Annotated in this window: 13 protein-coding genes; 6 read left to right on the forward strand and 7 right to left on the reverse strand. The window is 52.3% G+C overall.

Annotation, left to right across the window (positions count from 1 at the left end; genetic code table 11):
• The first annotated feature begins 155 nt into the window (after positions 1–155).
• Entirely contained in the window at positions 156–2,156 is a 2,001-nt protein-coding gene (locus R5268_RS16060; protein ID WP_052926417.1) for a BCCT family transporter, read from the forward strand.
• Positions 2,157–2,200: 44 nt separating this feature from the next.
• Here the strand turns inward: R5268_RS16060 and hpaR are convergent, their stop codons facing one another.
• Positions 2,201–2,638: a homoprotocatechuate degradation operon regulator HpaR gene (gene hpaR / locus R5268_RS16065; RefSeq protein WP_182107322.1), complete on the reverse strand. Its 438-nt coding sequence runs from the start codon at positions 2,636–2,638 to the stop codon at positions 2,201–2,203.
• Positions 2,639–2,876: 238 nt separating this feature from the next.
• Between hpaR and R5268_RS16070 the strand changes: the two genes are divergently transcribed.
• From R5268_RS16070 to ggt, 4 genes are all read left to right on the forward strand, one after another.
• Complete coding sequence (locus tag R5268_RS16070) at positions 2,877–4,349, forward strand: NAD-dependent succinate-semialdehyde dehydrogenase (RefSeq protein WP_317419755.1); 1,473 nt, start codon at positions 2,877–2,879, stop codon at positions 4,347–4,349.
• Positions 4,350–4,496: 147 nt separating this feature from the next.
• On the forward strand, positions 4,497–5,021 hold the full coding sequence (hpaC, locus tag R5268_RS16075; RefSeq protein ID WP_052926414.1) for a 4-hydroxyphenylacetate 3-monooxygenase, reductase component: 525 nt from the start codon (positions 4,497–4,499) through the stop codon (positions 5,019–5,021).
• A gap of 576 nt (positions 5,022–5,597) precedes the next feature.
• A complete protein-coding gene (gene dtpB, locus R5268_RS16080) occupies positions 5,598–7,067 on the forward strand; it encodes a dipeptide/tripeptide permease DtpB (protein WP_166707137.1) in 1,470 nt (489 codons plus the stop codon).
• Positions 7,068–7,316: 249 nt separating this feature from the next.
• Complete coding sequence (gene ggt, locus R5268_RS16085; RefSeq protein ID WP_317419756.1) at positions 7,317–9,080, forward strand: gamma-glutamyltransferase; 1,764 nt, start codon at positions 7,317–7,319, stop codon at positions 9,078–9,080.
• Positions 9,081–9,164: 84 nt separating this feature from the next.
• On the opposite strand, the gene R5268_RS16090 is transcribed toward ggt, so the two are convergent.
• From R5268_RS16090 to R5268_RS16115, 6 genes are all read right to left on the reverse strand, one after another.
• On the reverse strand, positions 9,165–9,740 hold the full coding sequence (locus R5268_RS16090) for a TerD family protein (protein ID WP_046895150.1): 576 nt from the start codon (positions 9,738–9,740) through the stop codon (positions 9,165–9,167).
• Between the two features lie 63 nt (positions 9,741–9,803).
• Positions 9,804–10,382: a TerD family protein gene (locus R5268_RS16095; RefSeq protein ID WP_046895149.1), complete on the reverse strand. Its 579-nt coding sequence runs from the start codon at positions 10,380–10,382 to the stop codon at positions 9,804–9,806.
• 42 nt (positions 10,383–10,424) lie between these two features.
• Positions 10,425–11,459 (reverse strand): TerC/Alx family metal homeostasis membrane protein, encoded by a 1,035-nt coding sequence (locus R5268_RS16100; RefSeq protein WP_046895148.1) that lies wholly within the window; start codon positions 11,457–11,459, stop codon positions 10,425–10,427.
• Between the two features lie 22 nt (positions 11,460–11,481).
• On the reverse strand, positions 11,482–11,937 hold the full coding sequence (locus R5268_RS16105; RefSeq protein ID WP_046895147.1) for a tellurite resistance TerB family protein: 456 nt from the start codon (positions 11,935–11,937) through the stop codon (positions 11,482–11,484).
• Positions 11,938–11,956: 19 nt separating this feature from the next.
• Positions 11,957–13,120, reverse strand: a complete 1,164-nt coding sequence (locus R5268_RS16110; RefSeq protein WP_317419757.1) for a TerD family protein — start codon at positions 13,118–13,120, stop codon at positions 11,957–11,959.
• Positions 13,120–13,707, reverse strand: coding sequence for a TerD family protein (locus tag R5268_RS16115; protein WP_046895145.1), 588 nt, complete (start codon positions 13,705–13,707; stop codon positions 13,120–13,122). Before R5268_RS16115 ends, R5268_RS16110 begins: the two co-directional genes overlap by 1 nt.
• A 294-nt stretch (positions 13,708–14,001) precedes the next feature.
• On the opposite strand from R5268_RS16115, the gene R5268_RS16120 reads away from it, so the two are divergent.
• Entirely contained in the window at positions 14,002–15,060 is a 1,059-nt protein-coding gene (locus R5268_RS16120; RefSeq protein WP_317419758.1) for an ATP-grasp domain-containing protein, read from the forward strand.
• Positions 15,061–15,062: the final 2 nt, after the last annotated feature.

Consider the following 15,062-nt stretch of genomic DNA (forward strand, 5'->3'; position numbering starts at 1 on the left):
CTGTTTTTTCTGATCTCCCGCTGACTATTCTGCCGGGGTTTCTATTTTACCGCTACGCAGCCGCGTACCGTTTTCAGAAGGAAAATCTGACGCTTTGGTGCAGTACACCTCTTTTTACTGCCGGCGTTATCTGCAACTGATAAAAGGAATAATTCATGAGTCATCAGGACACTGAACAATCCGCAAAAAAAATGAAGATTAATCCGCCGGTTTTTTATATTTCGGCCCTGGTTATTCTCCTGATTGTCGGCTTTGCCGCCCTGTTTCCCCAGACGGCGGATATACACCTTAAAGCCCTTCAGACCAGCCTGTTTAAAAATGCCAGCTGGTTCTATATTCTCGCCGTCGCCCTGATTTTACTGAGCGTCACCTTTATGGGGCTGTCCCGTTTCGGTGATATAAAACTCGGCCCTGACCACGCCCGTCCGGCGTACAGTTATATTTCCTGGTTTGCCATGCTTTTCTCCGCCGGTATGGGGATCGGGCTGATGTTCTTTGGTGTCGCCGAACCGGTGATGCACTATCTTTCCCCGCCTGTCGGCACACCGGAAACGGTTGAAGCGGCAAAAGAGGCCATGCGCCTGACCTTCTTCCACTGGGGGTTACACGCCTGGGCTATTTACGCGGTTGTGGCGCTGATCCTTGCGTTTTTCAGCTACCGCCACGGCCTGCCGCTGACACTGCGCTCCGCGCTTTACCCGATTATCGGTGATCGTATTTACGGTGCGGCCGGTCACGCGGTGGATATTTTTGCTGTGGTCGGTACTGTCTTCGGGGTCGCGACCTCCCTCGGTTTCGGCGTGTTACAGGTGAATGCCGGGCTGAATCATCTGTTCGGCCTGCCGCAGACCGAAACCGTTCAGGTGGTGCTGATTGTGGTGATCACCTCACTGGCAACATTGTCAGTGGTGTCCGGTCTGGATAAAGGCATCCGTTTTCTGTCAGAACTGAACCTCGGTCTGGCGGTTCTGCTGCTGATTATGGTTGGTGTGTTAGGCCCGACGGTACTGCTGCTGAAATCCTTTGTTGAGAACACCGGCGGTTATCTGTCTGAAATCGTCAGTAATACCTTTAATCTCTTCGCCTATGAGCCGAAATCCGATGACTGGCTGGGCGGCTGGACGCTGCTTTACTGGGGCTGGTGGCTGTCATGGTCGCCGTTTGTCGGGATGTTTATTGCGCGGATTTCACGCGGGCGCACCATCCGTGAATTTGTCTTCGGTGTGTTATTTGTCCCGGCGGGCTTTACCCTGCTGTGGATGACATTCTTCGGTAACACCGCTATTGATCTGATCAAAAACCAGGGTGCCACCGCCCTCGCCGCGGTGGTGAAAGAGGATGTGTCACTGGCGCTGTTCCAGTTCCTTGAGTATTTCCCGTTCTCCACCGTGCTCTCTTTCTTTGCCATGCTGATGGTGATTGTCTTCTTTGTGACTTCCGCTGACTCCGGCGCGATGGTGGTGGACACCCTCGCCTCCGGCGGGGATACACACACACCGGTCTGGCAGCGGATTTTCTGGGCCGGACTGATGGGTGTGGTAGCCATCACTCTGCTGCTGGCGGGGGGATTATCTGCCCTGCAAACCGTGACTATCGCCAGTGCCCTGCCGTTTGCCGTCGTACTGTTATTCTCAATTTACGGGCTGATAAAAGCACTGCGGATTGATGTGCATAAACGCGACAGCCAGCAGCTGGCGACGATTGCACCGACCGCAAGCCGCAATCCGATCCCGTGGCAGCGCCGCCTGCGTAATATCGGCTATTTCCCGAAGCGTTCGCTGGTTAAGCGCTTTATTGACGAAGTGGTGTCAGAAGCGATGGAGATGGTGTCGCAGGAGCTGGAAAAACAGAGCACCCCGAGCCATATCGACCGCAGCCGTGATGACCGGATCAGCTTTGAGGTCGATCTGGGCGATGATATGAACTTTATCTATGAAACCCGCCTGCGCTATTACAATCAGCCTTCTTTTGCGCTGTCCGGTATGACGGATGAGGAAAAAGATGAGGAGCACCGCTATTACCGCGCTGAAATTCATCTGAAAGAGGGCGGACAGGATTATGACATCATGGGCTGGAACAAGGAGCAGATCATTCATGACATCCTTGACCAGTATGAAAAACATATTCACTTCCTGCATCTGCTCGGCAAGAAATAAATCTGTCACTGAAACCGCGCCGCTCATCTGAGCGGCGCATTTTTTTATTCTTTTTCTTCACCGCCGTCACGCTGCGGCAGTGCAACCAGGTCATCCAGCAGCGCATAGAGCTGACGTACTTTCTCCGGAGTGAACTGTAACTCCAGCGCCTGATAACCGGTCTCCACTTCCGCCTGAACACGGTGATACAGCGCCGTACCCTCGTCAGTCAGGGAGAGATAGAGTTTGCGCTGGTCACTGAGGGGTTTGAGCCGGTGGATAATGCCCGCTTTTTCCATCCGTGTCAGAATGCCGGTCAGGCTGGGGCGCAGAATACAGCTTTTCTGTGCCAGGAGATGAAAATCGAGTGACGGGCTCTTAGCCAGTATGCGGATAATCCGCCACTGCTGCTCTGTCAGCTGGTGTGCTTTCAGTGTCGGGCGAAAGTAGCCGAGGACCACTTCACGGGCCTGCAAAAGGGCGATAAGTAATGATTCATGCATAATGGGTAATTTCTCCGCGATGTGCTCACATCATAAACATCGACGTTATCAAAAAAAGGCGCAATTTTATCGGGAAAATGCGCAATCAGATATCCTCTGTTAGAATAAAAAGTATATCAGCCATAAAGACCCAAAGGACTCTCCTTTTATTAACGCTATATTAACAATAAATCAATGGTCTTCTGCTGATATCTCAGTGCCCTCATCACTTTTTTGAGAAAACGCAACGGAGCTCTCTATGTTCACCTCATCGTTAACCGATCCTTCCTTTTCCCTGCTGCGCACCGGCGGCTATATCAATGGTCAGTGGACCGACGCACAGGATAAGGCCACGTTTGATGTGACCAACCCGGCCACCGGCGGGCTGATTACCCGCGTCAGCGACCTCGGTGCACACGAAACCCGGCTTGCCATTGCCGCCGCCGAAAATGCCCTGCCGGGCTGGCGCGCGCTGACAGCCAAAGCCCGTGCGCAGATCCTGCGCCGCTGGTTTGATCTTGTCATGGAGAATCAGGAGGAACTGGCACAGCTCCTGAGCCTGGAACAGGGCAAACCGCTGGCGGAATCACGCGGGGAAATCGCCTACGGCGCGAGCTTTATCGAATGGTTTGCCGAAGAAGGAAAGCGCGTGTACGGCGAAACCATTCCGGCCACACAGAACGGACAGCGGATCACCACTATCCGCCAGCCGATCGGGGTGGTCGGTGCTATCACACCGTGGAATTTCCCGAATGCGATGATCACCCGCAAAGCCGCCCCGGCGCTGGCAGCAGGTTGTACCATGGTGCTGAAACCGGCAGCGGAAACCCCGCTTTCCGCCCTGGCGCTGGCAGCACTTGCTGAGCAGGCCGGTATTCCGGCCGGGGTGTTTAATGTTGTCACCGGACTTGATGCAGCCGCTATCGGCGGTGAACTGACCGCCAGCCCGGTCGTGCGCAAAATTTCCTTTACCGGCTCCACCCGCGTCGGCAAGCTGCTGATGGCGCAGAGTGCGGAGACGGTGAAAAAACTCTCTCTTGAACTGGGCGGCAACGCACCGTTTATTGTATTTGATGATGCCGATCTGGATGCGGCAGTTGCCGGTGCCATGGCTGCCAAATTCCGCAACAGCGGGCAAACCTGTGTCTGTGCCAACCGCCTTTATGTGCAGGATGGTGTGTATGATGCTTTTGCCGCCAAACTGGCAGAGGCGGTCAGCACGCTGCATGTCGCACCTTACACGGATGAAAACGCACAGCAGGGCCCGCTGATTAATGAAGCGGCAATCCGCAAAGTCAGTGAGCATATCGCAGATGCGATCAGCAAAGGCGCAACGGTTCTCAGCGGCGGTAAACCAGCAGCACAGGGCGGATTATTTTTTGAGCCGACTGTACTGACCGGTGTCACATCGGACATGCTGGTCACCCGCGAGGAAACGTTCGGCCCGCTGGCACCGCTGGTGCGTTTCCGCGATGAGGAAGAAGCCATCAGCGCGGCAAACAACAGTGAGTTCGGTCTGGCGGCTTATTTCTATTCCCGTGATATCGGCCGCGTCTACCGCGTGGCGGAAGCGCTGGAGGCCGGGATGGTCGGTATTAATGAAGGAATTATTTCAACGGAGGTTGCACCATTCGGCGGTATCAAGCAATCCGGCCTCGGCCGTGAGGGCTCCCGTCACGGTATTGATGACTATCTGGAAATCAAATATCTCTGCTTCGGCGGTATCCGTTAATCTCCGCTGACCACCCCATGCGGCTGCCTCTTCCGGCGGCCGCATTTTCTGACTCTCCCTTGTATTTTTCCCCGGCTATCATTAGACTGCGTATCATTCGCAAATAAGCAACAATTGCGTCACATTTTTATCCCACCGGGAGTTGGTATGTCTTTGGATAATTCACAGCGTCTGTTATTCCGCGACGCAATGGCGACACTCTCCGCTGCCGTCAATATTGTCACCACCGACGGCGACGCCGGACGCGGCGGGCTGACCGCCACCGCTGTCTGCTCTGTCACCGATACCCCGCCGACACTGCTGGTGTGCATCAACCGCAGCAGTGCGCTCAGTGAGGTATTCAGAGCCAACGGGCGGCTGTGTGTCAATGTGCTCACCCATGAACATCAGGCACTGGCCTGTGATTTTGCCGGGATGACCGGCCTGAGTATGGATGCGCGTTTTGCCGGTGATCACTGGCAATCCGGAGAACTGGGGCAACCTTGTCTTCACGGTTCTCTCGCCTGTCTGGAGGGTGTGGTGACTCAGGTTCAGGAAATCGGCACGCATAATATCTTTATGGCTGAGATCCGCAATATCGGTGTCCGCGACGAAGGACACGGTCTGATTTATTTCCGCCGGGATTTCCGTACTGTCGAAACCGGTGATATCCCCGCAGCTGCCGTTGCCTGATCCCCTTTTTTATCATTACAGAATTCGTTAACACATCATGTGTTAACGAATGAAATTGCTGACAAAGCAGGATAAAACGTGGTTTTTCCTGCTTTGTGTTATCAGCCGAAAATCAATAAATTGATTTTCCTGGTTTATTTTCACAACCTCTGCCGATCGTCGCCACCCCCTGCGGGTTTGTCAACGGCCTGATTCGTTAACACATATTGTGTTAACGAATCATTATTCATCAGAAAAATAACTGTTACAAATTGTCATATTTAATTCCATCCCGCACCGGACAGCAGAATAAATAACCATCAATCTGCTCAATACGCCATCAACAAAACCATTGCAGAGTAATTATTGATGTCAATCTAATGAATTTTATTTCAATTATGATATTAATTATTGCAGTAAGTGTGATCTGCCTTTGAGATGCTCAGCAGGCAATATATTAGTCTGAGCCCTTTGGCAAATACCCTGACAAATACGCAAACACTCAACCTTACGCAAGAGTTTATCTTTTAGCTTTGCCTCCGCGATGCCGGGAAGGCTTTTGCGTGATGAATAATTATTAATAAGAGGCATTAAACCATGAGTAAACCCGCGCAGGTTGGATTGTTTAACCAACCTAAGCCATTCTTCATGATTTTTATCGTGGAGCTGTGGGAACGCTTCGGCTATTACGGTGTGCAAGGCATCCTGGCCGTCTACTTCGTTCAGAAACTGGGATTCAGTCAGGAACAGGCATTTATCACCTTCGGGGCATTCGCCGCGCTGGTATACGGTCTGATCTCTATCGGTGGTTACGTCGGTGACCATGTCCTCGGGACCAAGCGGACCATCATCTTAGGGGCCATCGTGATGGCTGTCGGTTATTTTATGACCGGCCTGTCTATCATGCACCCGGATCTGATTTTCTACGCACTGGGTACCATTGCTGTCGGTAACGGCTTATTCAAAGCTAACCCGGCCAGCCTGCTGTCAAAATGCTATGCACCGAAAGACCCGCGTCTGGACGGGGCATTCACCCTGTTCTATATGTCGATCAATATCGGCTCCCTGATTTCCCTGTCACTGGCACCGGTTATCGCGGACAAATACAGCTATACCGTCACCTATAATATCTGTGGTATCGGCCTGCTGATCGCCCTGGCGGTCTTCCTGTTCTGCCAGAAAATGGTGAGCAATATCGGTTCCGAGCCGGATCACAAACCAATGAAATTCGGCAGCCTGCTGGTGGTTATCGCCGGTAGTGTGGCAACCGTCTTCCTGTGCGCATGGTTACTGCATAACGTTATCATTGCCAACTATGTGTTACTCGCCGTTACCGCCGTGGTTATCTTTTTCTTCTTCCGCGAAGCGTTCAAACTGAAAGGTGTTGAGCGGAACAAGATGTATGTCGCGTTCGTTCTGATGCTGGAAGCCGTTATCTTCTACGTGCTGTACGCACAGATGCCGACCTCACTGAACTTCTTCGCTATCTATAACGTGCATCACACCATTATGGGTATTGATGTGCATCCGGTCAGTTTCCAGGCGCTGAACCCGTTCTGGATTATCGTACTGAGCCCGGTTCTGGCTTATTTCTACAGTAAAATGGGTGCGCGCGGCAAAGACTTCTCAATGCCGGGTAAATTCACCATCGGTATGTTCTGCTGCTCTGCCGGTTTCCTGACTGCTGCCGCATCCGGTATGTGGTTTGCGGATGCGACCGGTCTGACATCACCGTGGTTTATCGTGCTGGTTTATTTCTTCCAGGCAGTCGGTGAGCTGATGATCAGTGCGCTGGGTCTGGCGATGGTTGCTGCGTTCGTTCCGCAGCACCTGATGGGCTTTATTCTCGGGATGTGGTTCCTGACTCAGGCAATGGCAACACTGCTGGGCGGTTATGTGGCAACCTTTACAGCACCGCCTGAAGGCGTGACTGACCCGCTTCAGACACTCGGTATCTACACCGATGTATTCGGTAAAATCGGTATCGCAACAGCCGTTGCCGGCCTGATTATGTGGGCGATTGTACCGAAACTGAATAAAATCATGAAAGAAGAAAAAACAGCCTGATTGTGTTAACCGGTGCTGTGCAAACAGCACCGGTTACCGTCACGTTTGCGTAATGACAAGCTGTTCTTCAGGACCCGGGCTATCCGGGTTTTTTATTATGTCCCCGTCCTGCTTTTCCGTCCGGTTTCACATTTTTCCGCACATCATTTCTCAAATATTTGTATCCCTGCTATACGTTAATTAACCATTAATTAACAAATAATAAATCAATTCATCATAAAAATACCTGCAAAACCGACGGAGATAATAATGATAACCCCATGGCGAACACCTGTTCTTGTGCTCTCTCTGCTGCTTTCCCCGCAATTATATGCCGCTTCCGAACCTGCCGTTGAGGCCCGTAACGGGATGGTGGTCTCTTCCCAGCATCTGGCATCACAGGCCGGTGCTGATATCCTGAAAGCCGGCGGTAACGCGGTGGATGCGGCAGTCGCTGTCGGCTATGCCCAGGCGGTGGTGAATCCCTGCTGCGGTAATATCGGCGGCGGCGGTTTTATGACACTGCATCTGGCTGACGGTAAAAATATTTTCATTAATTTCCGTGAAACTGCCCCGGCTTCAGCCTCTGCGGATATGTATCTCGATAAAGACGGGAATCTGATTAAAGATGCCAGCCTGTACGGCTACCTTGCCGCCGGGGTTCCCGGAACCGTTAAAGGGCTGGATTACGCCCTGGAGAAATACGGCACCATGAAGCGGGAGCAGGTGATGGCGCCGGCGATTAAGCTGGCCCGTGACGGCTTTATCCTGACCCGCGCAGATACTGATGTGATGGATACCACCACAGCCCGCTTTAAGCAGGACCCGGAAGCAGCACGGATTTTCCTTAAACCTGACGGCTCTGCATTTCAGCCGGGCGACCGCCTGATTCAGACCGATCTTGCCAATACCCTGGAGCGTATCGCCAAAGAGGGTCCGTCCGCCTTTTACGAGGGTGAAATTCCGCAGTTAGTGGAAAAAGCATCTCAGGCCGGGGGCGGTAAGCTGACAGCCAAAGATTTTGCGGATTACACGATTGCAGAGGTCGCACCGGTGACCTGTACTTATCGCGGCTATGAATTTATTTCCGCCCCGCCGCCGAGCTCCGGCGGTGTCACCATCTGCCAGACGCTGAATATTCTGGAAGGTTATGATCTGAAAGCGATGGGCTTTAACTCGGCGGATTATATCCATACGCTGACCGAGGCGATGCGCCACTCTTATATGGATCGTAATACCTTTCTCGGTGACCCGGCGTTTGTGAACAATCCGACCGAAAAACTGACCAGTAAAGCCTATGCGGAAGAACTGCGCAAAGAAATCATTCCGGGCAAAGCCACGCCTTCCGCTCAGGTACAGCCGGGTACCGGTCCGCATGAAAAACCGGAAACCACACACTATTCCGTGGTGGATAACAAAGGTAATGCGGTTTCCACCACCTATACCATCAATGGCCGTTTCGGTGCGGTGGTGATCCCGCCGGGTACCGGTTTCTTCCTCAATGACGAAATGGATGATTTCACCACCAAAATCGGCGAAAAGAATATGTACGGCCTGGTTCAGGGTGAGCGTAACGCGATTGCCCCGGGCAAGCGCCCGCTCTCATCGATGAGCCCGACCATTGTCACCAAAGACGGCGACATATTCCTGGTACTCGGTTCACCGGGCGGTTCACGGATTATCTCCATTACCTTACAAACGGCGCTGAATATTATCGATCACGGTATGGCACCGCAGGAGGCGGTAAACGCACCGCGTATTCACCATCAGTGGCTGCCGGATGAGGTGTATTACGAGCAGCGCGGTGTATCAGAAGACTCACTGAATCTGCTGGATAAAATGGGTTATAAAATGGTTGAGCAAACACCGTGGGGGGCTGCTGAGCTGATCATGGTGGGATTACCGGGTGCCGCCGGGGTCAGTGCAGACTCTTCCGGCAATGATGCCGCCGTATCCGGCAAGGTGCGGGAAGGTTATTTATACGGTGCCAATGATGTGCGCCGTCCGGCCGGGGAGGCAGCAGGAGTCGAATAATCTCCCAGCCGGAATCTGTAAACGCAGTATGCCCTGTCCGTTACGGACAGGGCATTTTTTACTGCAGCCAGCTGATATTAATAATTAAATATTAACACCGTGCTGTGATGCTAATGCTGCCAGACCACCGGCAAAGCCCTGGCCGACGGCTTTGAATTTCCACTCTGCGCCGTGGCGGTATAATTCACCGAAGACCATCGCGGTTTCTGTTGATGCATCTTCAGACAGATCAAAACGGGCAATTTCAGTACCGTTATCATTATTGCAGATACGGATGAAACTGTTGCTGACCATACCGAAGTTCTGTTTACGTCCTTCCGCATCATAAATCGTCACGGAGAAGACCAGTTTTTTCACCTCTGCCGGGAGAGTATTCAGGCTGATTTTCACCTGCTCATCATCACCGTCGCCTTCACCGGTACGGTTATCGCCCTGGTGTTCCACCGCGCCGCACGGGCTGGTTTTGTTATTAAAGAAGATGAAATGACCATCGGATAATACTTTTCCGTCATCACCGACCATAAATACCGATGCGTCGAGGTCAAAATCCTGACCGTCAGTCACACGCGCATCCCAGCCCAGACCAACCATTGCCACGCTCATTGACGGGGCTTCTTTGGTCAGGGAGACGTTACCACCTTTTGTAAGAGAAACTGCCATTTTCGGACTCCTGCTGCGGATTATTATAAAGAGGGCTGATTCTCAGCCCGCTGAAAGAAATTATCAGGACGCGTTAATACCGTATTGCGCACAGACGGATGACAGACCACCGGCATAGCCCTGCCCGACGGCACGGAATTTCCACTCGGTGCCGTGACGGTAGAGTTCACCAAACAGCATAGCGGTTTCGGTAGACGCATCTTCCGTCAGGTCATAACGGGCGATTTCCGTGTTGGTGTCATCATTGACCAGGCGGATAAACGCACCGGACACCTGGCCGAAGCTCTGGCGGCGGGTCTGCGCATCATGAATGGTGACCACGAAGACGATTTTATCGATCTCTGCCGGAATCATATCCAGTTTGATAATCAGGGATTCATCGTCGCCATCGCCCTGGCCGGTACGGTTGTCGCCGGTATGGGTGACAGAGCCGTCAGTCGAACGCAGGTTGTTATAGAAAATAAAGTCTGCATCACCGCGCACTTTACCGGCTGCTGTCAGCAGGAACGCGGAGGCATCAAGGTCAAAATCCTGACCATCTGTGGAACGAACATCCCAGCCTAAGCCTATCAGGACGTTTTTCATTGAAGGGGCTGTTTTACTCAGCGACACATTACCACCTTTAGAAAGAGAAACGCTCATTTCACTTACTCCTTAGTTAAATCAGTGACGGGCAGCGGATAATTACTTATCCGCATTTTCCGTTTTTTCCGGGAACATAAAGCTGGCGATGATACCGAGTGCCAGAACCCCGAGCACGACGAACAGGCTGCTGGTGGCTGAAATATGTAACCCGTGACCCCAGAGGCTGTCTGTTGCATTCAGACCCAGTTTCACCGCGATAAAGAACAGCAGCGCAATAACCGCTTTTTCCAGGTGAACCAGGTACTGCTTCAGTGCTTCGAGGACAAAGTACAGGGTACGCAGGCCGAGAATCGCAAACATCATGGCACTGTAAACAATCAGCGGCTCACGGCTGACGGCGATAATCGCCGGTACAGAGTCAAACGCAAACATCACATCGGACAGTTCCACTACCGCCACACACAGCATCAGCGGCGTGGCATACAGTGCGGCTTTTTGACCGCGGCCGATAGTGACGTCTTTGTTCTCCGGTTTTGCCAGTTCGGCATCCACTTCTTTCTGCGTCAGCAGGAAGGCATGTCCGCTCAGTTTCGGCCAGATAGGGAACAGCTTTTTCACCATCCGGTAAGCAATGTGCTGTGAGTAATCTTCTATCTCATCCTGCTCTTCGCGGTTCCGCAGCATCATGACAGCGGTCCATGCAACGATCAGGGCGAAAATCACTTCCACATACGGCCCCAGGCTCAGCAGACCGGTACCTATCGCCACGAAAATCCCGCGGAAAACGATAGCCCCGATAATCCCCCAGTACAGAACACGGTGGCGGAAACGATCCGGAACCGAGAACCAGGAGAAAATCGCCATCATCACAAACAGGTTGTCGACGGACAGCACTTTCTCAAGCGCATAACCAGTGACGAACAGGCTCGCGACTTCAGAACCGTGGTGGATATACAGAAACCCGGCAAAACCCATTGCCACAGCAACCCAGAAAACAGACCAGATTGCCGCATTTTTCAGTGAAACCGGCTTATCACCCCGGTGCATAAACAAATCAAGAAAAATCGCACCGATAGCGAGGACGACGAAAACGGTGACTGTTTCCATCGGAAAACCGATATGTGTTGATTCCATAATTAACCCTTAGGTATAAAAATCAGAGACCAAATTCTGCCGGGTCAAACCCCAGCGCTGCAGCGATCTCTTTTACTGCTTTCTGCTCATCCTGGTCGAAGTCACCATCACTCTTCGCGACCGCAATCCCGACACGCACCGCTAACTGCGCTGCTTCCGGCTGATCCTTCAGCGCCAGGATATATTTCATGGTTTCACCTTTTCCGATTTCCATGTCGAAATCGAAACTGGTCACCAGTTTGTTGAAAAACGTAATCACTTCTTCAGTTTCAAATACTTTCAGTTCCTCGGAGGACTTCAGAAAACCAATCATTTTCTGTTTCTCTTCCGCGCTTACCCCGTCACTGGAAACCGCAATACGGGCACAGACTGCAATTGTACCTTCCATAAACTTACGGTTTCTGAAACGACTGACCTGTTTTGTCAGTTCTTCGCGGCCTGAATTAAACGCATTTTTGACCCGGTTCAGTATACTCATTGCTGTATCCTCAATTAAATTATTTCGAGCCGGCTTTCCAGCGGAAACCCCACCCGAACGCTTCGTCCATATCGCTTTGATTTTTGAAGAAACGGTTAAGACGCTCAACTTTGATCGCCCCGTTCTCATTGACCAGGCGGGCAATCGCGCACATGGTGCGGCGGTTATCCCCTTCTGTCAGCCGGGTTTCCACCGGCGGCTGCTCCGGTACAAAGACCGTGACCACGCCATCTGTTTTATCCCAGCTCGGTACGCCCTGGTAAATAAAGGCGTAGATAAGGATCTGGCGGATATGTTTCCATTCACCGCCGTTAATATGCAGCCACTCACCTTCAGACACCGAGCCGGTGCGATCATCACCCTGCAACTGAATAAACGGTTCGCGGCGATAATCACCAAATGCATTACCCAGTGCCTGAATCACGGATTTCTGACCATTTTGTAATTCAACAAATGCGCCCAGATCCAGGTCGATACCTTTGTTGCCGCCACCGAATACATTGCTGAGAAAACCACCGGAACTGCTGCTCTGCGCTTCCCGGTGCCAGTTCAGATTAATGCGGATTTCACCGAAGTTATCCCGCTTGCTCAGGCTGATTGACGGCTTCTCTTTACTCAGCGATATCTTGCTTAAACTGATTTTGCTTTCTGCCGGTTTTGATGCCGGAGCAGGTTTTGGCGCCGGTTCAGCGGCCACATCCACCCCGAAATGTTCCGCCAGCGGTTGCAGCCCGCCGTTGAAACCCTGGGCAACAAAGCGGAATTTCCACTCATTATTACGACGGTACAGTTCGCCGAGGATCAGTGCCGCTTCCTGACGACCTGCGGTATCCACATTGCCGCTGAGCAGTTTTTCCTGATCCGCATCAACCTGCACTTCCAGGCTGCGCAGTCCGGCAACAGTCTGTCCGCCGTCGCAGGTGACCACAAATGCCACTTTCTGCACATCCTGACGCAGACGGCTGATATCAACCGTAAAGACGGTATTGTTGCCGTTCTGCTGCCAGCTGATGGTGCTGTCATCATTCTGCGGCTGGCCGTAAAAGACCATGTCCGGGTCACCTTTCACTTTGCCGTCAGCGTACAGGCGGAAAGCAGAAGCATCCGCCGCCGCGCCGGACAGCACCGTAATCCGCAGTGTTTTCAGCGGAACGGGCGCGTTCGCCCCCGGCGTCATGTTCATCAGCGCACCACCGTACTGACGATATCAGAAGACATGTCGTCAATCGTGCGGCCGCGGCACGCAGCACCGTGTGCGGTAAAGTTCCACTCACCGCCGCTGCGGCACAGGGAGGCAATCACGATACCGGTATGTGAGCCCTGCTCATTCAGCTGATAACGCACCAGCTCTTTACCGCTCTGATCCAGTACACGGCAGAAGGCATTTTCCACATCATTAAATGTCTGGCCGCGGAAGCTGTTCACCGTAAAAGCCAGATATTCGGTATTCTGCGGCAGGCGATTCAGATCCACGCGGATCACTTCATCATCACCGTCACCCTCACCGGTCAGGTTATCCCCTTCATGAACCACCGATTTGCAGTCTGATTTCAGTTTGCGGAACCAGATGGTATCGAGAATACGACCGTCTTTATCCAGCAGAATGCAGCTGGCATCCAGATCGATTGAGTCGTTACCGCCGCCGAACAGCGAACCGAGAAAACCTTTCTTTTTCTGAACAGGATCCCAGCCGAGGCCGAAATGCAGCTGATTTAAAGCGGCTGATGCCTTGCTGAGAGATACCGTCTGATTCTTCGTCAGTGAAACCATATTTTCATTCCTTAAACGGGATAGGAACCCCGGTGACAGGTACACGTTATAATGAATTTTGAAAAATCATATCATGACGGAGTTCTTTGGCAAGATATATTTCACCTAAAATTAATAATCAAATAAAAACAAATAGTTAAACAATCAAAAGTAACTTACAAAACTATGTGTAATGTCAAATTTTGTCAGCTTATCATCAATAACAACATAATCATAATATGATTGACATGTTGGTTAATCATAAATAAACTCCCTCCCAATCTATCGGATAAAACAGAACAGGAATAAACAAAAATGGCGCATGCAATCTGGCTGACGGAAGGTCTCTCTTCCCAGCGTGATCTGATCCGGAATATCAGGCTGTTCGCGCAAACATTACAGGTTGATCTCACGATATTTGCCTCTCACCGGCAGCCCCGTCATGAGATCCTGTCAGAAGCAGATTTTTCGCTGACTGAACCGGCTGACGATAATGCCCGGCTGGCGTTTATGCTGTCTGTTACGAAAAAATACGGTATTCAGGCCATCCACGCCGGACGGAATACCCCATGGTTTGAAACGCACAGAGACACTATCACCGCCTCCGGCGCCCGGCTGACAACCGGTGTCGTTTCTCTGTCTGATTACGCCGTGGCGGATGATAAAGCCCGGTTTGCCGCTGAAATGGCATCACACGGTCTGCCGGTCGTGCCTTCGGTACAGATCACGTCCGCTGCACAACTGCGTGATGCACTGACTGACTCCCCGTTTCCGGGACTGCCGCTGTGTATCAAACCGGTACAGGGTATTTATGGCACCGGTTTCTGGCAGTTTGATGACAAAGCATCACCGATGGCGATGTTCAGCCATCCTGAACGGCGGATCACCACACCGGAGCAGTACCTGTCTGCATTCGGCAGTACCGGAAAATGTGCCCCTCAGGTGCTGATGCCCTGCCTGCCCGGCCCGGAGTATTCTGTGGATATTCTGGCTGATCGCGGAGAGGTCCTGGCGGCTGTCGCGCGGCGGAAGGAAGGTTCCCTGCAATACCTTGAACATGAGGGCCCCGCATTTGAGCTGGCCTGCGCCTGTGCACAGGTGATGAACGCTGACGGGCTGGTGAATGTGCAGACCCGCCATGACCATCACGGGCAACCTCTGCTGCTTGAAATCAATATGCGGCCGTCCGGCGGCATCGGTTATACCGCACTGAGCGGCGTGAATCTGCCGGGACTGTTTGCCCTGTATCAGCTTGGCCTGCTCAGTGCGGATGAGGTCAGGAAATATGATCGCTCCGAGTTTTGTCCGACGGTTGTCCGTCCCCTGACCGAAGCCGTCAGCTACCCGTCTTCCCTGAATAATGCAATACACTGAGG

The sequence above is a fragment of the Morganella sp. BCCO 40_0007 genome (assembly GCF_032989665.1).
GTDB classification, from domain to species: Bacteria; Pseudomonadota; Gammaproteobacteria; order Enterobacterales; family Enterobacteriaceae; genus Morganella; species Morganella sibonii.